Here is a 25,516-nt window from a genome sequence, read left to right on the forward strand (position 1 = left end):
CCTGTGGAAAACCGGCGCGCATACTGGGATGAGTACGCGACCCCCGTCGCCAACCGCCCACAGCAAGAGCCTCACGAACCAAGAGGAGTTCACCAATGTCCGCAACTCTGACGGTGACGCACAAGTCCATCGGCGTCGAGGTCCGCCGCGGGACCTACGACATCGAGCTCGACGGCGCGCGCGTCGGGTCCGTCGACATGAACGACACCTTCGAGACGCCGCTGGAACCAGGGCCTCACACCCTGCATCTGCGCAGCGGCCGCAAGTCCAGCCGGGCCGTGACCTTCGACGCCGCCGACGGCGAGGTCGTCGCCTTCCGCTGCACGGGCAAGAACCTGCTGCCGATCTTCCTCGCGTCGTTCTTGGTGCCGAGCCTGGCGCTCACGCTCCGCCGCGAATAGGCGCCGATGCGCGCCGACTAGTGGTTGCGGACGACGGCGATGATGACGGTCACGATGAAGAAGCCCGTCCCCACAACGGTCGCGAAGTACCCCGTCACGAGTCCGCCGATCGCCAGTCCCTTGCCTGAACGCGGCTGGATCGAGCGTTTGATATGGCTCACCGCGACATGGCCCGTCAGTACAGCGACGATGCCGAGGCTCCAGCCAAAGAACGGCACCCACAGCATCAAGACGCCAGCGATGCCAAAGCACAGCGAGACGACGGCGAGCGTCAGCATCGGCGGCTTGACCGCATAGACGGGCGTGTTGGGCTGACCGACGCCCGGGGTGACGCTCATGACAATTCTCCCTCGTTGTTGCCCGCAGGAGCGGACGCCTCCTGACGGTATCGCTGACATCGGCCATGGCCTGGTGCTTTGGGCCCTGGCTAGCGTGGCCGAGAGAGAGCGGGCGCCGCACGTGAGCGGGCGCCCTTCGACGGATCTCGCTAGCGTTTCCCTATGAGCGGGCTGCGCGGCTACCAATCCTTCGAGGAGTGGATGGGCACTCGCGTGCTCAGCCTCATCGACGTGTGGCCCGAGCACCCGCGCGCCGCGATCGTCGGCATCAATCCCTCGCCCGGGTCCGTGGCGGCCGGGCACTACTTCCAGGGCCCGTTGGGCAGGCGGCAGCTGGGTCGCATCGCCGACGCTCTTGGCTGGGACGTGCCCGACACCGGCTTTTTCGAGGAGGCGGGGCTCGCGCAAGGCGTGGGCTTCACGGACATCGTCAAGCGGCCGACGCCGCGCGAGGTGGGCGTGAGCGCCGCGGAACTCGCGCACGGTCGTGCGGTGTTGGCTACCAAGCTCGCCTCACGTCATGTGCGACTCGTGATCGCCGTGTACCGCCAACCTGTGGCCGCTCTGCTGGGCGCCGAGGGCAGTCCGGGTTTGCAACCGACGCGCACGTCTTGGGGCGCGCAGGTGTTCCGGTTGCCGGGACCGTTTGAGGTGCCTGCCCGCGCGGACGAAGTGATGCGGGGGTTGGTGGGGTTGGTCGAGGGGTGAGGGTCGAGGGTGGCGCGGCGATACTTAGCGCTCCTCCACCGCCCATGATGCGGCCGCAGGATCCCATCGCCCACGAGTCACTTCACCCGTGAGCACGGGCTCAAGAAGCAGCCGAACCAAGCCAAGCGCATCGCCGAAGTCGGTGGGGAAGTCCCGGTCAGGATAGGTGGTCACGAGCGCCCCCCATCCTGCCTGCCAGTCAGGCGGCACGTTGAAGCTCGCGGTCGCCGCGATTCCTCGCCGCAGTCGCTCCTCCTCCAGAGCTGCGCCCAGTGCCAGCGCTTCGGGCTCCGAGCGCAGCGCAAACGCGAACAAGTCATACAAGTCTCGTGGGCGACTCGAGGGCCGATCCCCGTAGATCGTCATGGTCGCCCACACCTTGTCGGCGATGTGGTCCTCTACCGGATACGTGTCTATGTGCGCCTCGACGATCCCCGGCAAGGCGATGGCCATAGGTCGTGGCAGCCGAGCAACGGAGCCCGAGGGATCCCGCCCGGTCACTAGGTCAATGGATACGGAGGCAATGAATTCGCCCCCGAGGAGCACCTCGACCCGGATGTTGACGCCGATGGATCCGCCCGTGTGATCATGGCCCAACGGGGCGGGCTCGCGGGAGACCTGGAAGAGAATGCCGTCGCCCAGGTCGGTGCCGATCGCGGCCACCAAAGCATCGACCGCAAGCGCGACCGTCCCGGCGCTCGAACGAAGATCGAGGTCGCGCGTGGACCGTGAACTGACCTGACGAACCCGCAACGCCTGCGCCCCCTTCAGCATGAAACTCCCCGGTGCGTGCGCATCGATGCGTGCGAGCAGTTGGTTGAATGCGAGATCGCGGAGCGCCACGTCACCCTTGACGCCTGCGCTCTTGGCGCGGTCCAGCACCGAGCGCTTGGACAGCGGCCTGGGCTTGTCAGGACTCATCAGCAACCCCTTCTGTGATGCGAGAGGCACGCTCTACCTCCGCGAGCGTGCTCCACGGCAGGTCTTGGAGCACCGTGGGGAAGGCGGCTGCGGTGATGTGCCCTGCCACTGTTCCGCCGACCGCTTCCTGAAATGCCCTGAAAGCCCGAGTTCCCGTAGCGGACGCCATGATCGCGCGGGCGAGGCCCGCACTGTCGAGTCCCTTCGATGCGAGCATCCGCTCCACCACGTCCGAACCAAGAGCCCGAGAGACGGAAGCACCCGTCACGCGCCGGCCCTCGAGCGCATCGGCGAGGGCGTCGGCCACGTGCGACGAGTCAGGCTCCGTCCGACGAAGGTCGGCAAGCGTGCGTTCCGGCGTGGTGACGAGCATGCCGTGTTCGACCCGGACGTCGGGGGGCTCGAGCGTGCCGGTGTGGACGCGCACGCCCTCCCGCTGCGACTGTTTGCGATACGACGACGTGTAGGTGTCGACATCGGCGGGCAGGTCGCCGATGTCGTAGATGGCGGCGGCGCTTCGATGCGACACGGCGATCATGTGCGCACGGTCGGCGACGCGCTCGGCGGCTGTGCGCCCGGGGTCGAGCGCGAGCCACTGCGCGTAGACGTCGGTGTACTCGTCGTGGTCTGCACCCGCCACTCGGTACACGCCGTGGGCGAGGCGTTCAAGGTCTCCCGACGCTTCGAGCCGCGACATGGAGAGCCGGGGCACGCCGACGAGCGCGGCCTGTCGCGTGGTGACCAGGCCGCGTTGCGCTTCGGCGACCGGAATGATCGCTCGGCGTGCCTCGCGGGTTTGCATGCTTGGATTGTATCTGCCTATTTGCTACTTTTCAAGCGTTCCCGCGTTCCCGCGTTCCCGCGTTCCCGCGTTGGCGTGTGAAGTGGTCGGTGCTGGTTCAGCCAAACTCTCGCGCCGCGAGGTATTCGTCGAGCGCCTCGCGCACGATGTCGCTGCGGGTGCGCCCCTGCCCCACGAGCCGGTCAATGATCGCGGCCTGGGCGTCGGTCACCGCGACGTTGACGCGCGCGCTGCGCTCCCCCTTGCGTCCCGCCGTGCCGCCGATGCGAGGGCGCCCGACGCGGCGTTCGACGGCGGCGACATCGACGCCAGCGGCCTCGAGCAGGGCGCGGCCGTGGGCGGCGGCATCGGCGCCGGTGGGGCCTCCTTGGGGCTCGCCCCAGGATTCGGGTTCGGCGGCGAAGCGGGCAGCCTCGGTGTCTCGGCTGGGGGTCATCAGGGGCTCCCTTCTAGTGGTCATATCCGGCGGCCTTGGCCGTGGTGTCGGCTGGCGTGATCGACAAGGCCGAGTCTCCTCCGCGTTCGGTATTGTGTCCACCGCAATTGGGAAGGCGGGGGCGTGTCCAACTCTCACCCGCAGTACGCCGCCGTTACGCCCCTATGCCCCTATGCCCCCGCGACAACTACCTTCGCGAGTCGGCGCTGCCCCCACGACGGCAATTTGAGTTCGCGATGGTGGAGTTGCCCGATGACGACACCCTCTCCGACGCCCAGCTGCCGGGCCACAAGCGCCAGATCATCGAAGGATTCGATCTGCGCCAACAGGTGTTCTTGCGCCCGTGGCACGAGCAATTCCGTCGCGAACTCGTCGGCCCGGCGTTCCGCCTCGGGCTTTTCGGCGCCACTCGGACCCTCCAGATAGATCGCATCGCGTTGGCCGTCGAGCACGTGCGACAACTCATGGAAGAGCGTGAACCAGAAGATGTCCTCGCGCCTGCCCCGGTCCGTGATCGCGACGACGGGCCCGCCGGGACCCCAGAGCGTCACCCCATTGCAGTGCGCCTTGGGCACGTTGGGCAAGAACACCAGTGCGACCCCGGCCGACGCGAGTAGTTCTCTCGCCTCAAGCGCTCCCTGCGCAGGCGCGCTTCGGGTGAGAGCCCTCAGCGCCGGCAGGTTGGCCAGCATCGCCTCCGGGTCGAATGACCCTCTTACGATCATGACGCCTTGGCGTTGAGCCAGCGCGATCATCACCTCGGTGGCCACGGGATCGGGCGTGAACGAGGTCGACACCCGGAATGCCGCCGAGTGCCGCCTCGTCAGCCGAGCCAGTCCATCGGTCGAGCTCACGCCGAGCAGGCTGAATACCTGGACGACCTGTTCGCCCTTGGCCCGCGCCGGAGCGGTGACAATCCCGGCGTCGCGAAGAAACTTCAACAACACCGCCTCGACAGGGGAATCAGCTGCGCCCGCCGCGTCGATGGCTTGGCGCCGCCTCAGCATCGCTCGGTACGAGCCCTCCATGCGCAGCCAGGTGTCCGCACTGACCCCGGTGACGAGTTCTAGGTCATGGGCCGTGTCGGCGGTGAGTGACGCCTTGGCGTTGATGAGTTGGCTGATGAACTTCTCTGACTTGGAGGTGCGGTCGGCAAACTCGCGCTGCGACATGCGTCGCTCGTCGAGCCACTCCTCCAGGACGGCGCCTGGGGAGGCTACGAGGTGATCAGGAAATGTGGCGGTCATGGTGTGTTCCTCAGGGCGGATTCGGGGCACGTGGGAAGGGAGTGGGTCACGTGTAGTGATCGGAAATCTCGATGAGCGTGATGCTGGTGACCTTCGTCAGGTCGATGCCGCCGTCGGGCTTGGAAGGCACCGGAGGCGTGGGGCGAAACTCGAGTCGTCGGCCATTGGGGAGGTCCATAGCGAAACGCCCGGCCCGGTTGCCGCTGAGCGGATGCGTCCGTCCGGGCAAGAGGTGCAATTCGGCCAGGTTGCTGGACTCACGGATGGCCGTGAGGCGGATCGCTAACCTCTTGACGACCTCCGCCCCGTGGGCCCTCCTCAGCGCACGTTCGTCGCGAAGAAACGTCTCGAAACGCGGATCTTCATAACCCACCTCCATCTGACCAGCGTACTGGCGTTTACCGTATTGGTAAAGGTCAAAGTTGAAAAGTGACTACGGATCAGAACGTTGGGGGTCTTGCCCGGACAGGCAGAGAAGTCGTCCCCAGGCGACGACGCTTGACGCTCCTCCACAGCCTCCTCAGCGTCAGAGCCTTTCGGACCCCCGGTGGTCACTATCGTCGCGTCATGGGCTACTACATCAACGTCTGGGACGGCGCGCGGCCAGCCTCGAGTCTCGAAGCGGCCAAGATTGAACAGCGCCTCTACCGGGAGGCACACCCGCGGGTAGAACCCACAGAGACGCTGCGCGACTTCGTGGCGGCGCTGAAGCGAGAGTGGCCTGGCCTCCCCGGAGACCCCATGGCTGGCACTCCGTGGAAATACCTTCCGCTGGAGGGTGAGGCTGCGGGAAGCCTCTTCGACACGGTCCTGACGTTCGGTTCGGCGGCAACGGCGGTGCCGCGCATCGCGCGCATCGCCGAGGAACGTGGTCTGGTGTTCTTCGACCCCCAGCTACCCAAACTGCGCGTGCCGTTCAAGGCGGCGTGGGAGCGGTAGCCGAACCGCGAATGAAACCGTGACGTCGCGCGGCATGGCCTAGGGCATCGTCGCCTGGTGCGCGTCCGGTAGGCCGTCCAGGTACGCGCGCGCCGCTCGTGGGCCGCGCAAACGCACCATCGTTAGGTGTGGGGATGAGTTCAGCGCGACGGCTCGGGGACAGCGCGCTGAGTGCTTCGATTCCCGCCGATATCCTCATGCAGATGGCGTCGATCGTCTTGTCGCCGAAGGCGCCGTCGGCGGCGTAAGCCATCGCCGCATCGAGGTGCAGTGTGGCGTCTGCGAGGCGTTCGCGCGCAGTGCGACTCACAGCGGCACGGCCTGCTGGAGGATGCGTTCGCGCAAGTCGGGGCGGATCGAGGACTCGGGCACAAGGTCGACGCGGGCGCCGATAAGCCCCGAGAGTTCGCGTTCGAGAGTGGACAACTGCATGAGGCTCAGCGGCTTGCGCATGTCGAATAGCAGGTCTACGTCGGAGTCCGGCCGGTCTGTGCCGTTGGCCGTGGATCCGAAGACGCGCACCCTGGCTCCGCCCGCGTCTCTGATCGCGGCGCGAATGCGAGTCGAATGGTCCCGCAGGGCTCGGGCGCGGGAGCTTGAGCCGTGGAAGCGCAGCAGTCGATTCACCTCGGGCTGGCTGCGCCCGATCTGACCGGCAATCTCGGCCTGGGTCATGCCCTGTGCGTAGGCGCGGCGCACGGCAGTGACGAGTTCGGCGCGGGCAGTTTCTACCGCAGCGTCGCACCGCTCGGCGACCGACGCGAGAGACTCCATGGCACGACTATAGCATGTCCTATTTTCGGAGGCACCGAGTCGCGGGTTGCGTACCCACGCCACCATCGCGCGGTGCGCGCCGCGTGTCCTAAGGGTTGGTTGCTCCTCGGGATTGGTTAACACGTTAATCAATTGCCAAAACATGCACAGGCAGGACCCGGCGACACGGGCGAGGAGACCAAACGGCGAGCGGAGACGCCGGTGTTCTCATATGACGGAGTTCAATATCCAGAATGCCGATAGTCAACGGCGAGTTGGCGCGCGCCCGCTCACGCTCGCGCCGCGAGGTACTCGTCGAGAGCCTCGCGCACGATGTCGCTGCGGGTGCGCCCCTGGCCCGCGAGCCCGTCGATGATCGCGGCCTGCGCGTCGGTCACCGCGACGTTGACGCGTGCGCTGCGCTCTCCCTTGCGCCCCGCCTTGCCGCCGATGCGCGGGCGGCCGACGCGGCGTTCGACGGCGGCGACATCGACGCCAGCGGCCTCGAGCAGGGCGCGACCGCGTGACGCGGCTTCGGCACCGGTCAAGCGCCCTTGGGGCTCGCCCCAGGCTTCGGGTTCGGCGGCGAAGCGGGCAGCCTCGGTGTCTCGGCTGGGGGTCATCAGGGGCTCCCTTCTAGTGGTCATATCCGGCGGCCTTGGCCGTGGCGTCGGCCGGCGTGATCGACAAGGCCCAGTGTCCCTCGCGTTCGGTATTGTGTCCACCGCAATTGAGGAAGCGGGGACGTGCCCAACTCGCGCCCGCCGTACGCCGACGCTCCGGAACTACACTGGAAGCGGTCGGTGACAAGGGGTCCAGGGGACCTCTTCCCGCGTGAGCGGGATAGCCGGCCGCCTCTCTCGGGGCGGGCCGAGCCCGACGCCCAGGTAGTGTCAGTGAAGACGCGTTCAGGCATTCCGACGGAGGAAGTCACATGGGTAGCGGCATCACCGGCTGGGGATACGAGGGACGCACGGTCGCGGATCTTGTCGAGTTCGCTCGCGCCATGGGCGCGGCGTGGATCGTGGACGTACGCCTCAACCCCATCTCCCGCAAGGCCGGCTTCTCCAAGCGCGCTCTCGCACAGGCGGTCGCCGATGCCGGCCTCGACTACCTTCACCTCCCCGCCCTAGGCAACCCTCGGGACAATCGCGCAGCCTTCGCCGACGCTTCCGGCCCCCAAGGGGCGGCGGCTCGCGCGCGATACACATCGGAGGTCCTGGCGACCGACGCCGCCGCCGAGGCCCTGAACCAGGTGCGCGCGCTAGGCGCCCACGACGGCGTGGTGCTCGTCTGCTTCGAGGCCGACGGCCGCTGCTGCCACCGCACCGAGGTACTGCACGCGCTCAACGCGGCACGTCTCGCGGCCTAGTCAGGGCTTGAGTTCGAGCAGGCCCTGCCGCGCTGCGGTACCGGGAGGCGACCAAACCCCCAAGACCAAGAAGTCCGTTGGGTGCTGGTGCATGTTGCCCACGTAGAAGTGAGTGTCGCGGCCCGGCCCGCACATTTCGTCGAGGAACCGCTCGCGGTGAAGCCTCAGCATCGCGGCGACCCCTAGCCCCCTGTTGCGCCTCGCGAGCCGGCCAGACTCCCAGTCGATCAGGCTTTGGCCGTGCCCATTGCAACTCTTCGCCTCGCACTTGTACCGGAACTTGGCGACGACGGGTGACTGTTCCAGCAGGTCCTTCTCGTGCCCAAAAAGGTCCACCGTGATGGGCCCTCCCGCAATCGGGTGGTAGTCGGGATTTGCCTCAACCGTGAACCCCAAGACCTTGGGCTTGATGAGGCCCAGAGAAGGCGCCGAGCCACCCTGGCGTTGGGCCCCAGCGAGCAACTCACAGGTGGTGGTCGCGCCGATGAGCGGCGACATGAGTGCAGCCCTGGCGGCCCACCCCTTCTTGGTGCCCACCTGTTCTCCCAAGACAAGCGACCCCAGGTCGGGTGTTCGACTCTCTGGGCGCCGGTCCGACGTTGGCCGGGCGACCTTCAGGCGTACCACCTGGTATTTGTCAAACTTCTTGTCGGCAGGGAGGTCTCTGAACCCCACGGGAAAGAGCCGAATCCACTCGGGAATGTCACTGTCGAGCCGCACCCCGGCGACGCACACCGCTTCGCCATTCTTCTTGCCGATCGCCGGGTATGCCTTCACCGTGACCAGCACGGTCGCAACGTCCTCATGGTCGCGCGCGGGCACGTACGGCGCTCGCCCTACGACGCTACGTCTCTCCCAATCCCCCATGGGCCGACGCTACTCCCCGCCCTTACCGTTCTGCCAGGGCCTGTGGAAAGGTGCTGCAGAGGGCAACTACCTGCTGGTGGACGACGGGCCATGGGGCGGCTGTGCGTCCTATCCTTGCGACGGAAACCAGATCGCCTCGACGATGACGTAGAGGTCGGCCCCTACGGGCGTTGGGCCCGGTGTCGGGCCGCCGTTGACCCCGTAGTCCGGAGCGCCCTGGCTCATGCGGATGTCGAAGTAGATCTCGTCGCCACCTGAGAAGTCTTTGCCCTCCATGTGTGGGGACGGGCCCCCGTCATACCCCTCCCCGAAGCCATAAGCCGGAAACGCGGAGATGTAGAAGTCGTTGACTTCTTGGACCGACGCGCTCGTCGCGTAGACAACCGTGACGGTCGGGGGGTTGAACGCCATGGTTCCGTCCAGACCCAAGTCCTCGGCGTGTGCCACCTGGACCCCTTGCGGCGGCGGGGACGTCACGATATCAAGCGCGGCCAGACGTTGAACGGTGTCCTTGGCCCCGGCGGGTGGTCCCTCGCACCCCGCGACTGCGAGGATCAGGCACAGCGCGGCGACGACGCCTTGACGGCGGCGCAGGGGCCGAACCCCCACCATGGCATCACGATGAAGCATGTGGTCCCCCCAAGAACACCCGTAAGTCTCTCGCCCGAGCGTAGCCGCATCAGCCCCAGCGCGCCCGAGTGATCTTGACACCGTGACCACGCTCCATGGTCGCCACCCCGACGATCGGTGACACAGTGTTCTCATGGCAAAACCCACGCATGAGGCCCGCTTAGCCGTCTTGATCGACGCCGACAATGCGAGCGCACAGCATCTTGAGCGCCTGCTCGTCGAGATCGCGAAGTACGGCACCGCGACCGTGCGCAGGGCCTACGGCGACTGGACGTCGACGCAGCTGGCCAAGTGGAAGCCGGAGCTGCTCGCGCACTCGGTGCAGCCCATCCAGCAGTTCAGCTACACGACCGGCAAGAACTCCACCGACAGCGCGCTGATCATCGATGCGATGGACCTGCTCCACGGCGGAACGGTGGACGGCTTCTGCCTGGTGTCGAGCGACAGCGACTTCACGCGGCTGGCGGCGCGGATCCGCGAGCAGGGCCTGATGGCCTACGGCTTCGGTCAACGCAAGACGCCCAAACCCTTTGTGGCGGCGTGCACCATGTTCGTCTACGTGGAGAACCTGGCTGTGGCGGAGGCCGCACCCCCACCGACGGCGACTCCCACCTTCAAGAAGGACCCGGCGCTCGACAAGCTCTTGTCCGAGGCCGTGGACACCGCCGCGGGCGACGACGGCTGGGCGCACCTCGGCGTCGTGGGTTCCAATCTGTCGCGACTTGCGTCCGACTTTGACACCCGCACGTGGGGCTACGGCAAGCTGAGGGACCTGATGGTCGCGCATCCGTCGTATGACGTGACCTCACGCAAGTCCGGCGAAGGGAAGCAGCCGAGCGCGTTCGTGCGACGTGCGGCGCGCAAGTAGCGCCGATGCTGGGGTCGGCTCCAGACGCTAGAAGCAGATAGCACTCGGAGTCTTGCCCAGTGGCCTACGGCAAGTCGCAAACGTACTCTCCGTAAGTGGGCGCTACTCGGCAAACGTGGAGCTCGGTGACCGGTCGCATGTCGGCATCCATCACCAAACGATCGGCGACGAGGATCGCATCAGAACCGGTAGGGCGCAGGAACCATGTCACGCCACCCTCCGAGCGAACCAAATACACCACTTCAGGATCGCCGCCTTCGAAAGTCAGGGAGACAAGCGGCACCGGTCGCAGGGCTTGAGCCAGACCAAGGAGCGCCGAGAGAACGATCGCGAGGAACACCACAATCGTGGCGCCCCGTGCCACGGTGACTCTGCCGCCTTTCCGGCCGCGCAACGCGAAATAGGCGGCGGCGGGCACGAGCGCGACAATCAGGATCGACCATGCACCGGTTGCGGCCGCTGGCTCCCAGGGCACGACCAACGACACCAGTCCCACGACGATCGCGAGTAGAGCCGCGACACCCGTGGCTGTGAGGCTCTTGCCAACAGTCGCGGACTGAATGATCCCACCGCCGCGAGTCATCGGCCACGCCGAGAAATTGAGGAGAACTCCGCCGATAGCCGTTCCGAAGAACACCGAAGCGAGCCCAATTGGCGCGAGTCCACGTAGGGCACTCAAAGCGTCAAGTTGAGCCGCAAACGCTAGCGTCTGGTTCAAACTACGAGTAGCCGACCAAGCCCAAATCGCGGGGAGTGCCGCAGCGATCGCACCCGACGCGACTCCCAGCGCGCCGAGAGCTTCCCAGTTTGTGAGGCCGAACGTTCGCACGATCTTGAGCGTCCGGCGCTCGCGCCCGTTCCGCAATTGTTCGCGATCACGTCGCACGCCTGCCACGGTCCTTCGTCGCCTATCCACCTCGGCCTCGCCCCCCTAGAACCAAATCGCGCTTTGCCAGCCATCGGAGAATACCTCGGGCTCGGCGGGCAGCGACACGGCTTCCCCACGCGCCACCCGCCTCGCCGTCCAAGCCATCGCGGCAGCGTCATGGACGTCATCGAGATCCACACCACGGAACGCCTTCGCGTCCAGCGATCCGGGTAGTTCGATCCCCTCACCCCCAAGCAACTGCCAGCGCAGCATCGCCCCGCTCAGCGTCTTCTTGTAGTGCTCGATGGGCTCGCCTGCCATGGCGCGGAAGCTCACCTCGGGATGACCCTCGCAGGCCGTTACCTGCGCGCCGCGCACCCAGGCGTCAACTTTCCGGATCTTGTCGCTGATCGCCCACGCCTGCTTGGACAGGCTCTTGCCGCTCGCCGAGAGGGAGGCGATGCGCGCCGCGTTGTAGTCGGGTGCCTCGAGCGCCGCACGCACTGGCGTGGGGAACACGCTGTTGTGGCGGGGTTTAATGAACCGCCGAGCCTCGACATCGGCCAGCCGAGGCCCCGTGTCCGGAATGCCGATGGGGATGTCGATTACCATGGCTTCGATGCCCCAACGCTCCACGCCGACGCTTTCGGCGGCGGCCACGGTGGGCGCTACGAAGGTGTCAACGTATCCCGAGTCGTCGACGGCGATGGCGATCCAGCCGCCCTTGCACCCGTCCAGCCCCAGCACTGTCATGTGCCGAGCCTGGCAGAGGGGTGTGACGGGGGCAACCGCCACGACGCTCGCTTGCGCGCATGACTACCGTGTCACTATGAGTTCAACGACGAGCGAGCCACCTACCGAAGTGGCGACTGACACCGACCAAATTGACGAAGCCGCGGTGCGCAGGTACTGGTGGGTGAGTCAGAGCCGCAACTTCAACAAGGTCTTCAACTTGGGCTTGCTCTGGACGTGCCGCGACCGCAATGGCATTTGGGACGCGCAACGAGAGGCGATCACGCGCCTGCAGCCCAATGACATCGTGATCCATCACGCCAACTCTACAATTCGCGCGGTAAGCCTGGTGACGTCGCACCCCTGGGAGTGTCGTAGGCCCGCCAACTACGCGGCCCGGCCCGGCGAGGGCGACTGGGGCCTCCGCGTCGACTTGGCCCCGTTGCGCTCCGACGCCTCCATGCCGAGGGCCCGCTTCGCGGAGATCATCGGCTACGGGCCCGGCACCAGCACGCCCCTCGACAAGAACGGTGTAGCAAAACATGCCTACATTGCACGGCTTGACGCCGCGGTTGCGCGGACCCTCCTCCGCGCCATGGGCGTCACCGTGGATGCGATCTGGGAGCCAGAGCCCCAGGGCTACGCCGCCTCCGGCCCTGTGGCCGATCCGACCGATCGCGCGGCGATGGTCAAGGTCCGGGTGGAACAGGGAACGTTGAGGGGAGGCCTCCTGAACGGACGCCTGGAAGCGCCGTGCGACCTGTGCGGCCGGACCTTGCCCAAGGAACTGCTGGTAGCGGCCCACATAGCGCCGCGAGCATCGCTATCGGACGCGGAGCGCCGCGAGTTCTCCAAGGTCGCGATGCTCGCGTGTGTCCTCGGGTGCGATGCTCTGTTTGAGTTGGGCTATGTGGAAGTCGACTCAAGCGGGGTCATCGTCGAAGGTCTGCGACCAAAGACGGCGGCGATCCAGACAGCCACAGCCGCGCTCCTGGGTAACAAGTGCGGCGCCTTCAGTTCCGACACGGCCGCCGGATTCGATAGCCGTAGGCGCGAACGCCTCGTCCCGCTCGCCGGATAGGTTGGCCCATGACCCGCTACTTCCGCGTCTCGGTCGGCAAGGACGCCGCCTACCTCGCGGACGCCCTCGCCAATAACTACGTCGGCACCGGCTGGATGATCAATATTGACCTGACCGGACAGTTCGCTGACGACTGGCGCGAGTTCAACAAGCGGTTCATCCCGACCTTGAAAGAGACGGATCACATCGAGTCCAACGTGACAGCGGGCCTCGCGTGCGGCATGACGTGGACCCTTGGTTACACCGTGTCCGAAGGTGACGTGATCCTCGTGCCCACAGGCCAAAGCAGCTATCGTGTAGCCCGCGTCACGGGGCCCTACACGTTCACCCCGGGGCACGGAGTTGTCACACAGGCGACCCGTCACGTGGCTCCCAGACACGCTAGAGCGGTCCTCGCTGAGCGACGCACTCCGCAGAACACTCGGAAGTAGCGGCACGGTCGTGGTGCTCGACGACTACGCGGACGAGATCGCCGCGAGGGTGGCGCAACGCCCCACGTCGGCTACCCCGGAAGCGGAGATCGATGACGAGGTTTCTTTCGCCCTCGAGCGCCACTTGGAAGACTTCCTCGTCTCCAACTGGTCCAGGACGGAGCTTGGACGCAAGTACGACATCTACACCGACGAACACGGCGAAGTGGTGGGCCGTCAGTATCAGACCGACACTGGCCCACTCGATATCTTGGCGTGCAGCAAAGACGGCTCTGAGATGCTGGTCGTGGAACTCAAGCGAGGCCGCCTGGACGACGTTGTGGTCGGTCAGGTCTTGCGCTACATGGGCTACGTCTCCGAGTTGGCGCCGACCAAGGCCGTGCGTGGGGTGGTGATCGGGCTGGAGGATTCTTTGAAGCTCAAGCGCGCGTTGCAGCAAGTGCCCCATGTGAGTTACATGAGGTACGAGGTGAAGTTCAGGCTTATTGGGGAGTAGTCGTCGGGTCTACGAAAGAACCGTCGAGCCTGGGTCGGCACCTACAACGAAAGCCTGGTGCCGTTCCTTGCACCCCCGCGCCAGTCCGATTCACGCAGCGGCGAGAGCCACGAGCGACCTGCGCCTGCGTACTTCGTCGTCCAATTCGGCAGATTCACCAGTGTTGCTTCCGATTCCAACGTCGTCCGAGTGCATCGATTGCCAACCTCGTTGCTACGACGCTTGTCTCGTGTGGAGGCCAAGCGGCCGCACTCGAGGCGAACGGAATCACGCACTCCTTCACCACAGAAGGATGCCGCCAAAGGTTCGCGCACGTGGCCATGCCCGTGAGGTGCACGAGTGCGGTCGTCTCTACTTCTGACCTTTCGGCAAAGCTCTCAAGGACGCGGCGTACGTGGTCAAGGCCCGCGTCCCGGACGCCTGCGAGCGCAACTGGAATCGAGGCACGCGACTGTCGGGGATAACAGATCCACGAGAACCGGGCCGCATCCGCTTCGTCGTCCTGATCGTCCGAAGATTGGGCGTGGGCAATCTCACTTATGATGCTGCACCAGACATGCGGCGCCGCTTTCCCAACGGGTACTTGATCGATTGAGATAATCGCCACCGCCTCAGATGTCATGGCGTCGATGAAGGCACCGCGTAAACGCCGAGCCTCAGGACCTGCTGCGACGCTGGACCGTGCAACATCGATCATTGCCGCATGCAGGGCCTCATCAAGTATCAGAGTTTCGTACCACGTCGCGCCCCCTCGGATATCCAGCGACATCTCTTCCGCGATTTGCGCCGACGGAAGACGCCTCCCGCGTCGCGTAGGAGTTGCTACATCGCGCGGACCCGTATGGAAACCCCCATAAACACGCTCAAGGTCGCGTTGCAACTCTTCGAGATTCTCCCGAGAGTCGCATGTGGCGGCCCGTCGCAAGAGGTCGATCTGGTGCCCCGCTCCGTGACAACGGCATACGCAGTCCGGCAATGCGGCGCGTTCACAGCCTGCATTGTGCGGAGCAGAAGCTATTCCTACTGGCTTCATCGCATTCCCCCCATTTCACGCACAACCACCGCGATTCATCCAAATATACAAACCCAGGTTGACACCTACGAACGAGTTTGTCCATCCACGAGTCAGGAATCGGCAATACTCAGGACTCTTGGTTTCCCGACAGTAGGCGACCGTTTTGTACGTCGATTCGACGAAATCAGAATATTTCGGCGCGCAAGAACGCCACGAGCCGTGCTTGGGGACATCACGTCAAGGCCGCTCGGGCGCGATGCCCTCAACCTCATCGGTTGGGAACCTCATCCTTGAGTCCCCTAACTTCGCGACCGCCGCAGTACCAACATCAACCCCCAATACGTCGGCCAACCGCAGCAGATAGATCAACACATCGCTGATTTCCTCCCCAGCACGCGCCCGCCGCGCAGGTTCAGAAAACACCTCGACCGCCTCTGCGGCAGGCACCCACTGAAGGAGTTCAGCAAGCTCCCCGACCTCGCCAACCAACGCAAGAATCAGCGACTTCGGATCGTGAAACTGCTCCCAGTCACGCTCGCGCGCGAACTCCCTGATGTCTGCCGTAAGCGCCGCAATCGAGTCCGAGTTATCCATGCGCCGACTCTCCCACAACACACCGACTCCCGTCGCGGTCAGTCCGCACAGATAGAGTGCTTGCCATAGCGGTCCGACGGGCTTCCGATGTCTGGATATGCCCCCTCCGCACGATCACTTCGTGCTGCCAGGGGAAAATCCATGCAGGTTGTTCGGCACAGCGCCGCCACTCTCGCCGCCTACGCGACGGGGGACTTCTCGCCGGTCGAGCGCGCCCTCGCCGACCTCTGGAGGTTTCGAGGTGCCGGAGTGCCAAACGCCAAGGAGTCGGCATCGTGGCGCAACAGCATTCCGCCACTTGTTCATGTCCTCACAGACGCGGGACTCATGGGCGTTGAAGTCATTCTCGAGCACGGTCTGCCGCTGAGCAGCAAACGATCCGACGTAGTCCTTGCGGGTGTTCATCCCCGCACCGGCCAGCCGTCTTATGTCGTCGTTGAGCTCAAGCAATGGACAAAGGCTCACCGACACGAGGACTCCGAAACCCTCGTCGATGTCGACGGCGTCTCGTACAACCCGGTGCTCCATCCGGCGCTGCAGGTTGGCGGGTACGCGCGCTATTACCGAGACTTCCTGAGGGTCCTCGACGGCAAAACCGACGCTCTCGTCGGCGCAGCCTTCCTCCACAACGCGGTCGATGCGGGTGTCGCGGACCTGTGGGCCCTCCCCCCGAGCGACGACGGACGCATGTACACGGGCGAGCGTCGGGGTGAGTTCGTTGCGTTCCTGCGAAGCCGGCTCTCACCCCAAAGTGGAAGTGCCGCCGCCGACGCGTTCATAGGATCCGCGGTTGCTCCCTCGAAGCAACTACTCAAGCTCGCAGCGGACGAGATCCGTGATCGCGAGCAGTTCGTGTTGCTCGACGAACAGAGGGTCGCGTTCGAGTTAGTAATGAGGGCCGTGGAGACCGCCAGGTCTGCGGACTCCAAAGAAGTCATCATCGTGACGGGTGGCCCTGGTTCCGGAAAGAGCGTGATTGCCCTTTCTCTGCTCGGCGAGTTGGCGCGCAAGGGCCGGACGGTGCTTCACGCAACGGGGTCGCGATCCTTCACCGAGACGCTACGGAAGGTGGCGGGTCACCGATCCCCACAAACCAAGCAACTGTTCAAGTACTTCAACAGTTTCATGGATGCCGAGAAGAACGGCCTCGACGTCGTGGTCCTGGACGAGGCGCACCGCATCCGCGAGAAGTCGGTCAACCGCTACACGTCCAAGCTTCTTCGAGAGACCGCCCGTGCTCAGGTGGAGGAGCTCCTTGACGTCGCCCGAGTGCCGGTCTTCCTGCTCGACGAGTATCAAGTAGTGCGTCCTGGCGAGATGGGTACCGTGGCGGAGATCAAGGCCCACGCGGCGTCCCGTGGTTTCCAGGTTCGCCAGGTGGACCTAGGTGCTCAATACCGGGCGGGCGGCAGCGCCGCCTACGTCGCGTGGGTCCTACATCTGCTGGGGCTGCGCGAAGGCGCTACCCCCCACTGGACCAACGAGGAGTCATTCACTGTTGAGGTCGCGGACTCCGTCGGGGATCTTGAGGCCCGCCTTGCCGAGAAGATCGACGAGGGTTACTCGGCTCGTATGACAGCAGGGTATTGCTGGAAGTGGTCGAACGCCGAAGGCGACGCCCTGGTACCCGACGTCCAGATCGGCGACTGGTCGCGGCCGTGGAACTCCAAATCCGATCGCCGCATTGGCGATGCTCCCACGTCCGCGCTCTGGGCCACAGAGGACGGTGGGTTCGGTCAGGTTGGCTGTGTCTACACGGCGCAGGGCTTTGAGTACGACTGGAATGGCGTGATCTTCGGGCCAGACCTTGTGGTGCGCGATGGCGTGTGGGTGAGCCGACGCGAGCTCAACAAGGACCCCGACTTCCGCAACCGCAACGCGGTGAGCGATGCGGACTTCGACCGGCTGGTGCGGCACGTCTACAAGGTGCTGCTCACCCGGGGCATGATCGGCACGGCGTTGTACTCGACGGACGACGAGACGCTCGCGTACCTTCGAGAGCAAGTCGGCTAGCGAGAATAGGGGAGTCGTGCACGGTGTGACGCTAGACGGCAACCCCGCTGAAAATGATCGCTCGACGGTGATCTGCAGCCCCTTTCAACGCGTCACATTTCGACTCAGTCCAACAACGGCGTCGCGCCTAAGCCGTATCCAGATGGTCCACAATCTTGCCAATGTAGACAATTCGGCCTTCAACCGCAAAGTGGATGCGATTTATCGACGGTGAGAGTTTGGTGTGCCACTCACATCTCCGAGACACGCCCGAGAAGAGAGAATCTCTCTGACTCATTAGCCGCGGCGAACGGTGTGTCTTTGTACCTTCAGGAGACGCCACGACATCGAAAGTCTTCATCAACTGAATACGCTCATGATTCTGAACCGTCTGCTCCCAAATGGCGCACGCGTGATCATTCAAAACGCCTAGGTCCCGAACTAGGCTCACTGTTAGTTCTCTCTTGTCGCCAGTCAGTGTGCTGAGTCCAACCCAAGCAACATCCGAGAAGACGAGATGCGGAAAGAGCACCAGCGCCGCGTTTGAAATCTCCTTTGGGTCACCGTGGCTAGTACGAAGAAATTCTGCTCGCATTATGTTGACTGCTGTCGGTCCGCCCGGCAGGTCCAAGTAGACCCGCTGCCCTACGCAGGCCTGACAGGAGGGCACTGCGTCCAGATCAGTCCAGCATTCTTCGACCGTTGAAACAAAAACGGCATTTCCGAAAGGTACACCTGATAGGTCTCGCAATAGCCGCGCAGGGTTCTCCTCATGGCCTAGTGACGGTTTATACGCGGGCAACCAGTGCGCGGCGCACACAACGTGTCCGGGTGACCCTCGCTCAATCGCGCGGCTTGCCAACCGACCGATCAACTTCTGAAAGTCCGCAGGGGCGATCACCTCGTGAGAGGGAGGATCCTCCCAGAGTTCAAGGAGTCCCTCCAGGGAGGCCGCGCCCAGTCGCGGCTGGCGGTCTTCGACTCGCCTCCAGAGTCGCGCCCAAAACGCGATGCTGGACTTTGCCGTCTCCGAGGGGACGATCAACTCGGGGTCGAAGATGTACTCCAGTCCCAAAGTGGTCATCTGTCAGCGCCGGCACGCCGCAGGTTTTCCCGCAAGATTGCGCCCGTGTCGTCGTCTGCGCCTGATAGGAAACCACGGGGCCAGTCCGAAAGGTCCCCGCTCTTGCTTAGTTCTAGTACCCTCGTGCGCGCTCCTTCGTCTGAGCCTTCGACGAACGTTACCCGGACACGTGCCGGGTCGAGAGTGCCTTCCGCTGCTCTCCGGCGAACGCGGGTCAAGAACGACTCGCTGTGGGTTTCAATGACCACGCACAGTTGGGGGCGTGAAGTGATCATGAAGTCTGCGAGCCGTGCCTGGACCGCGGGATGCAGGTGGAGTTCGGGTTGCTCGACAATAAAGACACTGTCGTCCGGAACAGATAGAAACGCGACGATCAGCGGAAGGGCTTGGCTAACACCGACGCCTACTGATGTTAGGTCTCGCAACTTGCCGCCCACGCGGACTTCAACACCGACCCCCAGCTTTCCTCGACTCCTTGTTGCAACCGCTTCACCGATCTGCAGATGGGCAAGCCAACTGTCCACGGCGTCGTTGAGCGAAGTCGTTACTGGCACTCCTTGAGGACTCACGTATCGCACTGCTCGCTGGGCCCTCCGCGAAAGCACCGCGGCGCTGAACTCTCCGCGCGCGCCAACTGGAAGGCCGCGGGCCTCCTCATTCCATTGAGTCCAAACCACCCGCGGTTCATCCCGAAGTGGACCAAGATATTGGACACGCGCTCCAAGGTGTTCAAACTCGTCAGCAATGGCCGAGAGCGCCTTCAAACTCTCGTCGTTGCGAGCCGCAAGGCCATGCTCGAGCAATCCCGATTCAACCGAAAACGTAGCCCAGCCACGCTTCGCTTCACGGTTGCGGATCGGAATGTGAATATAGTGGCGGCGCGCACGATGATTTGCGAAGGCGTCCACAAACCTTGGCCGTTCAGTCGCGGTTAGCGCCATCAGCTGGGGAACAAGAGCTCCCTGCGATCGCGACAGACTTGATTGGAGCACATTCTGAAACTCCCGATCATTCCCGCGAATACGCATCGCGTACCATATCTCACGTGAGGCCGAGACGAGTTCTGGAGTCGGGACGTTTGCAACCGTTTTGATGCCGTTCTCCGATAATCCTTGGGTACTTTCTCGAAGCGCGGACATCAACCTCGTCCGGTACCGCGTTTCGATTTGAGCTTCCGTCTCAAGTTTCACGAGCGCAATAGGAATCAGGCCGACAAACGCGACATAGGTGCGCAAGGGTCGTTCGGGGCTTCCCATGAGAGATTTGACATGGAGTATTTCGGCCGATTTGTTCTTTATGATTTTCGCCACTTGTGCCACGTCACCCGCACGTGCGTTCACTTTGCTCAGTTTCAGCACACTGTCGGGCAAGTCTTCCCTTAGGACGCGGACTTCGTTAAGCACCATGGCGCCACCGTTACCATCGGGACGCAACTCGAGTTCTGCCAGGTACTCGGGCACTGCCTCCTCGATCGGCAGTTCGACAGTCTCGTCCCAATGCGAATCGGAGGAACCCTGGAACCGGATCGCGATCCGCGTGGTCTCGGCCCCGTTGCGCACGAGGTCGGAGGCCTCCCCCAGCCGTGTCAGCGATCCATTCAGGACCACAGGTCCTTCCTGGTAGACACTTTGCGCCGTCAGCAACAGAGACTGCAGCAGCGAAGACTTTCCACTGCTATTGGCTCCCGCGAGAACAGTCACGGTGCCCGCCGCAAGTTCCAATTCACCAGAGGCAAGCCCCTTGAAGTCCTCGATACGCCAATGCATTAGCACGCCCCACCTTCTACTTCACAATGACCGTGCTGGATGCGCAGGGCATTCTCCTTGAGAGTAGCCTTCGCGCACCCTCACGACAATCGGCAAGCCAATCCACACGGCCATCCGCTTCTCGCCACCATTTATTCGTGAAGGTCGCGAGACACGATAGTTCAACTATCTCGAGTCACAGCCGTGTGTTCTCGAACTACGCGCACCCCTTCCCCCACCACCGGGATCCCGGACTCCCGAGCCTTCCGCGCCTTGCCCGGCCCGCTCCCAGGGTCCTGAGCAATCACCGCCTCCACCCCCGCTTCGCAGCGGGCCACACGACCAAGCCCCGCGCCCCAGCCATCGCGGTCAGATCCCGCTTGCGAGCCTCCGACATCCCCGTGAGCACCACCAGGTCCCCCGGCTTCAGCTCCACTTCAGTTACCACGCGCGACACCAACCCCTCGGCCCGAGCAAGCAGCGCCTCGACCTCCAGGTCGCGCAAGTCCAGCAGCCTTGCCAGCTGGATCACGAGCGCCCGCTCCTGGTGCGTGAGCTAGTCGTCGGCGCACACCGCGTCGACCACTCGCGCAAGAGCCTCCCGCGAACCCCCAACGGTGTTCCCTACCTCACAGTTCCTATGGCGTGCCTATAGGCACGCGCTAGCGTGAACACGGCACTGTGAGTCTGAGGGACAACAATGAGCAACGCTGCGGCGGGGTGGTTTCCACCTGACCCGAGCGCGCCCACAGAGCTGCGGTATTGGGACGGCAACGCGTGGACCGAGCGCTTCCACACCCAAGCAGGGCCGGTAGCCACCGCCGGGTGGTTTCCGCCCGATCCGAGCAAGCCCACAGAGCTCCGCTACTGGGATGGCACCACCTGGACGGAGCGCTTTCGCACGCAAACGCCCGTCGTTGTGCGCGCCAAGTCCGGGCCGGTCATCACGACGCGAAAGCTCGTCTCGTCGCATCCGTGGCTCACCTCGTGGCCCGTGATCGTCGTGGGCCTCTGCCTCTTCGTGGTCCCCGGCGTCTGGCTCTTTTGGTTCAGGCAAGACCAGCGGCCTTGGAAGAAAGTGCTCGCAACCGCTGCCGCCGTGCCGTTCTTTATCGCCTCTCTGGGCGTGATGGCGGCGGCAGCACCCTCCGCTACGCCCGACGCCGACGCACAGGCGCAAACCCCGGTCGTCTCCGCATCGGAGACCCCAAGCGCTCCCAGTTCTGAGGCAGCATCGGCAGGGACTTCGCCCGGCCCGTCGGCCTCCGCGACTCCCAGCCCTACCGCGTCGGCCGTTCCGGCGGGCGACTCCGCAACCAACGGCACCGCGATGGCAGCCGCCCTGGAGCTGACGGTCAAGGGCCGCGCCCCCAAGACCGGATACACGCGCGAGCAATTCGGCAGTGGCTGGGTGGACATCGACCGCAATGGATGCGACACCCGCAACGACGAACTGAAGCTGCGTCTGACCAACAAGACAATGAGCGGCTCGTGCAAGGTGCTCTCCGGGGATCTGCAAGACCCCTACACCGGCACCACGATCCGCTTCGAGTACGGCGGCGCGAGCGAGGTCGACATCGATCACATGGTCGCACTTTCCGATGCCTGGCAAAAGGGTGCAGCATCGTGGCAATTCGCACAGCGAGTCGCGTTCGCCAATGACCCCTTGAACGTGGAACCGGTAGACGCAAGCGCAAACCGCCAAAAGGGCGACGGCGACACCGCGACGTGGCTGCCCTCCAACAAGGACTACCGGTGCACCTACGTCGCACGACAGGTCGCGGTGAAAACCAAGTACAGCGTGTGGGTCACTCAGGCCGAGCTCGACGCCATGGTCAGGGTGCTCGACAAGTGCCCCAACCAGGCTCTTCCGGACTTCGGAACCCAACCCATCATCGCGAGCAACACGGGCGGGCCCGCGCCCACGACGTCGGCCCCAGCGCCTGCACCTGCACCCACGACGTCGGCCCCAGCGCCAGCGCCCGCGCCCGCTCCGGCACCTGTTGTTGCTCCCGCCCCTGCGCCGGTCGTTGCCGTTGACCTAGATCCACGTTTTCCGTATTGCAAAGACGCGATCCCCGCCGGATATGGCAACTACGTCAAGGGCGTCGACCCGGAATACGACTGGTACCGAGACGCAGACGGCGACGGCATCGTCTGCGAGTACTAGAGCGGCACACAGAGCCTGAGAATCGACAGCATGACAATCCATGAGGGGACACAATGAAGAGGCAGCACAAGGATCAGGCCGGGTCGGGCGACCGGACGGTGAAGGCCGTGAGGCGGCACGCCATGGCGATGCTCATCGCTTTGCCAATGCTGGCCACCGCGCTCGCCGGATGTGAGGACACCGACACCTCCAACGAGACGACGCAGCCAGCGGGATTCGTCGAGACGATCACGACACCGACTGCGGTTGAAAGCGAGCCCCCGTCGGAGGAGCCTGCTGCTGAACCGTCGCCGTCGCCTTCACCGGCGCCCACGACGACGGAACCCGGCCCCGTAGTTGAGCCAGCACCCGCCGCTCCCGTTGCCGCCGCTCCCGTTGCCGCCGAGCCTGAGCCCGCACCGGCCGTTGCCCCCGCATTGGATCCGAAATTCAAATACTGCAAGGACGCTATCCCCGCCGGATATGGCAACTACGTCAAGGGTGTTGACCCGGAATACGACTGGTACCGAGACGCTGACGGCGACGGCGTCGTCTGCGAGTTCTGACGGCGCAGGTGCGAGTCCACTGAGACCGCACGCAACGATTCACGAACCACGGGACAACTGCGCCACACCGGCGCCGTCCCCAGCCGCGGCGGGGCTGGCCACTCGATCGTCTCCCCGAACGCCAGCCACTCGTCCCACATCCGCCGCTCGCCCGACGCGCGCATATACGCGGCCAGCAGCGCGGCCGTGGCCTCGGCGTCGGCCAGGGCGGCGTGGGCATCGGTCAATTCCACGCCGGCGTTTGTTACAAGCCACCGTGCGCGCAACACGCCCCCAGCTTCGCGGGCGCCCCAAACTGCCCCGCCAGGCGCATCGTGCAGAGCGTCATGTCTTGCGTCAGTCCCAGCGGCCACCCGGCGCGCGCATACTCGGCTACCAGGAACGATGCGTCGAACGCACTGTTGTGAGCCACGACGACGCGCCCCGCCAGCAGGTCCGTCAGGTCTCCCACCACGTCGGCGAAGACGGGCGCGATGCGCGCACGGCGTCAAAGCAAGCGAGCGCGTCGATGCGGTGGATGTGTTGCGCACCCAGGTCTCTTTGGGGGTTGATGAGGGTGGTCCAGGAGTCCTCGCGGCGGCCGTCGGGGCCCACGAGCAGACGCAAATCGCACACGCGGTCGTTCGCGTTGTAGGCGAACCCGGTGGTCTCCAGATCGATGACTGCGAAGCCGCTCATGTGGGTGCCCTCCCTCGGCACTCCCGAGGCTAGCGCGAGGCCGGGCCGTGTCCACCGATCGGGCCCCGGCACTTGACGAGCGAGCCAGCGCGGCGGAAACTTGAAGGGCGATGGGCAATAGCCCTGAGAAGTGGACCCGGCAGCCCTCCGGACGGTGGGCGAGCCGGGTTTCGCGCTTTCTACACTCGGATGCGCGCCGCCACGAGCGGATCAATCCCGGCCCGGTATTCACCACCGTGCGCCCACGCCCACGCCACGAGGTCCGCGGCCCACAGGACTGGGTCTTGAGCCGCATGTAGGTGCACGTACTCGAAACTGCCTGCTCCGTCGGCCGCGCGTGCCGCACTCAGGAGGTGCCGATCGGCCCCCAGGACCGACTCGTCGCGTTCAATGACCCACCGCGACACCCCGGCTTTGCCAGCCCAGTCCGCCAGGGCGAGCACATGCGCGCCACGAGCGCTGAGGTCATGCTGACCCCGGTCGGATTCAACGATGACCACTTGAACTGCGCCCGCTGCAGAGACAAGCGAAGCCAGCGCGAACCGCCTCCGCCCGGCGCTCTCCTTCTGCGCATGGAACCTGCGTGACCCAGGCATGGCCCACGTCGAACACATGGAGCGGACGCGTGCCACCGATCCCGCAGGCACGACGACCGCCGCGGTGATATAGCCCCGCGCCTTTGATTCGTCGGAGAACATGTGGAGCATCCACGCCCCTCCCTGCCGCGCGTCCACGCGAGCGCCAGTCCATCTTCACCCACGTGCACGGCGCTGCCGGAGTTGTCCACAGATTCCCGCGCCTACGGTGTTGATTCGAGTACGAGCGGCCAGCCGCCAATGGCGCGAAAACTCGCTCCACCCCCATCCCGTCGTTGTGCTTCCGTTATTCGTTTGTTATTGTTTCGTTACACGAAGCCCGAGGCGGCCGGCCCGGGTCAAGCCCAACGAAGGGTGATCGCCATGTACTCCACTCGCCGCCACCTCATCGCCGTGGATGCTCAAAACCTCCTCGGCTGTCACCCGGCCAACGCCAGTGCGGCGTGTTGGGAGTTCGCGATCGTCGAGTCGCTCCGCGCCGTGGGATTCCGCGAGGACACGGACCATCTGGTCATCGCGGTCGCGCCCGACTGGGCGTTCACCGTCAAGGCACTCGCCCCCTCCGCGCGCCTCATGGTGCGGGGAGGCCGTCACGGCGCGGACCTGGCGCTGTGCAGCGCGCTCGAGGACGCGAGCTTCATCGCGAGCCGCTACAGCGAGGTGGTGATCGCCAGCGGATCTCACATCTTGCGCAGTTCAGTCCGCGCCTTGGCCGATGCCGGCGTCTCCACCACCGTCGCGTGCCTGCCCCTCCAGACCTCCAGCGAGCTGACCGCCGCCGCCGCGCATGTCACCTGGCTGGACCGCCCGCGGAGGGTCCTGGGCGCTGCCGCAATAGTCGCGGCAGCGTCGGCCACGCGGGAGACGTACGCACTGGCGCCCGTTGATGCCAACCCGCGCACCGTCCCCCTGCGCACCCGGCTGGGTCTCGCCGCGTAGCGGTTCTCGAGCGCGCCGGCGGCCGCATCCGGGACCACTTCAGCGTCGGCCGCGTCGATGAGGTGCACATGCTGCGTGTCCACAGATCCGGCCCGGGCAGTCGACACGATGTCAGTGGGCGGCGAGACGGTAGGCGCACGAGCCGACAGGCCCGGAGAGGGGGGCACCGTGACGAACACCGAGGTCGAGGACCGCCGACCTTCTTCCAATTCGGTACCACTAGTAGTACTATCGCTATGAGCAAGATTGAGGAGAGAGTGGAGCAGAT

General features: G+C 64.8%; 30 protein-coding genes. 12 read left to right on the forward strand and 18 right to left on the reverse strand.

The window, feature by feature from the left end:
- The first annotated feature begins 95 nt into the window (after positions 1-95).
- Entirely contained in the window at positions 96-401 is a 306-nt protein-coding gene (locus BKA03_RS13510; protein ID WP_062075574.1) for a hypothetical protein, read from the forward strand.
- A 17-nt stretch (positions 402-418) separates the two neighbouring features.
- Here BKA03_RS13510 and BKA03_RS13515 read toward each other — a convergent pair whose 3' ends face one another.
- Entirely contained in the window at positions 419-739 is a 321-nt protein-coding gene (locus BKA03_RS13515) for a DUF4190 domain-containing protein (RefSeq protein WP_062075573.1), read from the reverse strand.
- A 162-nt stretch (positions 740-901) separates the two neighbouring features.
- Between BKA03_RS13515 and BKA03_RS13520 the strand changes: the two genes are divergently transcribed.
- Positions 902-1,447: a uracil-DNA glycosylase family protein gene (locus BKA03_RS13520; protein ID WP_062075572.1), complete on the forward strand. Its 546-nt coding sequence runs from the start codon at positions 902-904 to the stop codon at positions 1,445-1,447.
- 24 nt (positions 1,448-1,471) lie between these two features.
- Here the strand turns inward: BKA03_RS13520 and BKA03_RS13525 are convergent, their stop codons facing one another.
- From BKA03_RS13525 to BKA03_RS13545, 5 genes are all read right to left on the reverse strand, one after another.
- On the reverse strand, positions 1,472-2,368 hold the full coding sequence (locus tag BKA03_RS13525) for a nucleotidyl transferase AbiEii/AbiGii toxin family protein (protein ID WP_062075571.1): 897 nt from the start codon (positions 2,366-2,368) through the stop codon (positions 1,472-1,474).
- Positions 2,358-3,170 (reverse strand): type IV toxin-antitoxin system AbiEi family antitoxin domain-containing protein, encoded by an 813-nt coding sequence (locus BKA03_RS13530; RefSeq protein ID WP_062075570.1) that lies wholly within the window; start codon positions 3,168-3,170, stop codon positions 2,358-2,360. The genes BKA03_RS13525 and BKA03_RS13530 overlap by 11 nt, the downstream gene beginning before the upstream one ends.
- A 97-nt stretch (positions 3,171-3,267) precedes the next feature.
- A complete protein-coding gene (locus tag BKA03_RS13535) occupies positions 3,268-3,606 on the reverse strand; it encodes a ribbon-helix-helix protein, CopG family (protein ID WP_062075569.1) in 339 nt (112 codons plus the stop codon).
- A gap of 170 nt (positions 3,607-3,776) precedes the next feature.
- Complete coding sequence (locus tag BKA03_RS13540; RefSeq protein WP_062075568.1) at positions 3,777-4,853, reverse strand: ImmA/IrrE family metallo-endopeptidase; 1,077 nt, start codon at positions 4,851-4,853, stop codon at positions 3,777-3,779.
- A gap of 46 nt (positions 4,854-4,899) precedes the next feature.
- The gene (locus tag BKA03_RS13545) at positions 4,900-5,232 is read right to left on the reverse strand and encodes a hypothetical protein (RefSeq protein ID WP_062075567.1); all 333 of its coding nucleotides are present in this window, start codon (positions 5,230-5,232) and stop codon (positions 4,900-4,902) included.
- A 188-nt stretch (positions 5,233-5,420) separates the two neighbouring features.
- Here BKA03_RS13545 and BKA03_RS13550 point away from each other — a divergent pair, with 188 nt between their 5' ends.
- Positions 5,421-5,792 carry a hypothetical protein gene (locus BKA03_RS13550; RefSeq protein WP_062075566.1) on the forward strand — a complete coding sequence of 124 codons (372 nt, stop codon included), beginning with the start codon at positions 5,421-5,423 and terminating at the stop codon, positions 5,790-5,792.
- Between the two features lie 306 nt (positions 5,793-6,098).
- On the opposite strand, the gene BKA03_RS13555 is transcribed toward BKA03_RS13550, so the two are convergent.
- Both BKA03_RS13555 and BKA03_RS13560 read right to left on the reverse strand, forming a co-directional pair.
- A complete protein-coding gene (locus tag BKA03_RS13555) occupies positions 6,099-6,566 on the reverse strand; it encodes a nucleotidyltransferase domain-containing protein (RefSeq protein WP_062075565.1) in 468 nt (155 codons plus the stop codon).
- A gap of 269 nt (positions 6,567-6,835) precedes the next feature.
- A complete protein-coding gene (locus BKA03_RS13560; RefSeq protein ID WP_062075564.1) occupies positions 6,836-7,168 on the reverse strand; it encodes a ribbon-helix-helix protein, CopG family in 333 nt (110 codons plus the stop codon).
- A 311-nt stretch (positions 7,169-7,479) separates the two neighbouring features.
- Here BKA03_RS13560 and BKA03_RS13565 point away from each other — a divergent pair, with 311 nt between their 5' ends.
- On the forward strand, positions 7,480-7,917 hold the full coding sequence (locus BKA03_RS13565; RefSeq protein ID WP_062075563.1) for a DUF488 domain-containing protein: 438 nt from the start codon (positions 7,480-7,482) through the stop codon (positions 7,915-7,917).
- Here BKA03_RS13565 and BKA03_RS13570 read toward each other — a convergent pair whose 3' ends face one another.
- Together BKA03_RS13570 and BKA03_RS13575 are read right to left on the reverse strand one after the other, a co-directional pair.
- Positions 7,918-8,784, reverse strand: coding sequence for a DUF8757 domain-containing protein (locus BKA03_RS13570; RefSeq protein WP_152649591.1), 867 nt, complete (start codon positions 8,782-8,784; stop codon positions 7,918-7,920).
- Positions 8,785-8,892: 108 nt separating this feature from the next.
- Positions 8,893-9,414: a hypothetical protein gene (locus BKA03_RS13575; RefSeq protein ID WP_152649590.1), complete on the reverse strand. Its 522-nt coding sequence runs from the start codon at positions 9,412-9,414 to the stop codon at positions 8,893-8,895.
- A gap of 133 nt (positions 9,415-9,547) precedes the next feature.
- Here BKA03_RS13575 and BKA03_RS13580 point away from each other — a divergent pair, with 133 nt between their 5' ends.
- Positions 9,548-10,282: an NYN domain-containing protein gene (locus BKA03_RS13580; protein WP_062075560.1), complete on the forward strand. Its 735-nt coding sequence runs from the start codon at positions 9,548-9,550 to the stop codon at positions 10,280-10,282.
- Between the two features lie 64 nt (positions 10,283-10,346).
- Here the strand turns inward: BKA03_RS13580 and BKA03_RS13585 are convergent, their stop codons facing one another.
- Together BKA03_RS13585 and BKA03_RS13590 are read right to left on the reverse strand one after the other, a co-directional pair.
- Complete coding sequence (locus tag BKA03_RS13585) at positions 10,347-11,168, reverse strand: hypothetical protein (RefSeq protein WP_152649589.1); 822 nt, start codon at positions 11,166-11,168, stop codon at positions 10,347-10,349.
- A gap of 45 nt (positions 11,169-11,213) precedes the next feature.
- Positions 11,214-11,903, reverse strand: a complete 690-nt coding sequence (locus BKA03_RS13590; RefSeq protein WP_062075558.1) for a DUF429 domain-containing protein — start codon at positions 11,901-11,903, stop codon at positions 11,214-11,216.
- Between the two features lie 76 nt (positions 11,904-11,979).
- On the opposite strand from BKA03_RS13590, the gene BKA03_RS13595 reads away from it, so the two are divergent.
- From BKA03_RS13595 to BKA03_RS13605, 3 genes are read left to right on the forward strand one after another with little or no spacing between them, the layout of a single operon-like run.
- The gene (locus BKA03_RS13595; protein WP_152649588.1) at positions 11,980-12,963 is read left to right on the forward strand and encodes a hypothetical protein; all 984 of its coding nucleotides are present in this window, start codon (positions 11,980-11,982) and stop codon (positions 12,961-12,963) included.
- Positions 12,964-12,971: 8 nt separating this feature from the next.
- Complete coding sequence (locus BKA03_RS13600; RefSeq protein WP_062075556.1) at positions 12,972-13,394, forward strand: DUF8426 domain-containing protein; 423 nt, start codon at positions 12,972-12,974, stop codon at positions 13,392-13,394.
- 10 nt (positions 13,395-13,404) lie between these two features.
- Complete coding sequence (locus tag BKA03_RS13605; RefSeq protein ID WP_062075555.1) at positions 13,405-13,890, forward strand: endonuclease NucS domain-containing protein; 486 nt, start codon at positions 13,405-13,407, stop codon at positions 13,888-13,890.
- Between the two features lie 1,252 nt (positions 13,891-15,142).
- Here BKA03_RS13605 and BKA03_RS13610 read toward each other — a convergent pair.
- Positions 15,143-15,499: a nucleotide pyrophosphohydrolase gene (locus BKA03_RS13610; protein ID WP_062075577.1), complete on the reverse strand. Its 357-nt coding sequence runs from the start codon at positions 15,497-15,499 to the stop codon at positions 15,143-15,145.
- 141 nt (positions 15,500-15,640) lie between these two features.
- Here BKA03_RS13610 and BKA03_RS13615 point away from each other — a divergent pair, with 141 nt between their 5' ends.
- Positions 15,641-17,512: a DUF2075 domain-containing protein gene (locus tag BKA03_RS13615; protein ID WP_062075553.1), complete on the forward strand. Its 1,872-nt coding sequence runs from the start codon at positions 15,641-15,643 to the stop codon at positions 17,510-17,512.
- A 1,059-nt stretch (positions 17,513-18,571) separates the two neighbouring features.
- On the opposite strand, the gene BKA03_RS13620 is transcribed toward BKA03_RS13615, so the two are convergent.
- Entirely contained in the window at positions 18,572-20,341 is a 1,770-nt protein-coding gene (locus tag BKA03_RS13620) for an AAA family ATPase (RefSeq protein WP_062075552.1), read from the reverse strand.
- A 283-nt stretch (positions 20,342-20,624) separates the two neighbouring features.
- Positions 20,625-20,852, reverse strand: a complete 228-nt coding sequence (locus tag BKA03_RS13625) for a hypothetical protein (protein WP_062075551.1) — start codon at positions 20,850-20,852, stop codon at positions 20,625-20,627.
- A gap of 168 nt (positions 20,853-21,020) precedes the next feature.
- Between BKA03_RS13625 and BKA03_RS13630 the strand changes: the two genes are divergently transcribed.
- Positions 21,021-22,490 (forward strand): GmrSD restriction endonuclease domain-containing protein, encoded by a 1,470-nt coding sequence (locus tag BKA03_RS13630; RefSeq protein WP_083971776.1) that lies wholly within the window; start codon positions 21,021-21,023, stop codon positions 22,488-22,490.
- 53 nt (positions 22,491-22,543) lie between these two features.
- Entirely contained in the window at positions 22,544-23,035 is a 492-nt protein-coding gene (locus tag BKA03_RS15015; RefSeq protein ID WP_062075550.1) for an excalibur calcium-binding domain-containing protein, read from the forward strand.
- Positions 23,036-23,279: 244 nt separating this feature from the next.
- On the opposite strand, the gene BKA03_RS13640 is transcribed toward BKA03_RS15015, so the two are convergent.
- The 3 genes from BKA03_RS13640 to BKA03_RS13650 form a co-directional block, all read right to left on the reverse strand.
- A complete protein-coding gene (locus tag BKA03_RS13640; protein ID WP_179398106.1) occupies positions 23,280-23,486 on the reverse strand; it encodes a 3'-5' exonuclease in 207 nt (68 codons plus the stop codon).
- A complete protein-coding gene (locus BKA03_RS13645; RefSeq protein ID WP_062075548.1) occupies positions 23,474-23,713 on the reverse strand; it encodes a hypothetical protein in 240 nt (79 codons plus the stop codon). Before BKA03_RS13645 ends, BKA03_RS13640 begins: the two co-directional genes overlap by 13 nt.
- 179 nt (positions 23,714-23,892) lie before the next feature.
- Entirely contained in the window at positions 23,893-24,420 is a 528-nt protein-coding gene (locus BKA03_RS13650) for a hypothetical protein (protein WP_062075547.1), read from the reverse strand.
- Positions 24,421-24,672: 252 nt separating this feature from the next.
- Here BKA03_RS13650 and BKA03_RS13655 point away from each other — a divergent pair, with 252 nt between their 5' ends.
- A complete protein-coding gene (locus BKA03_RS13655; protein ID WP_152649587.1) occupies positions 24,673-25,248 on the forward strand; it encodes a hypothetical protein in 576 nt (191 codons plus the stop codon).
- The last annotated feature ends 268 nt before the right edge of the window (positions 25,249-25,516 follow it).

The sequence above is a fragment of the Demequina lutea genome, from assembly GCF_013409005.1.
Taxonomy (GTDB): Bacteria; Actinomycetota; Actinomycetes; order Actinomycetales; family Demequinaceae; genus Demequina; species Demequina lutea.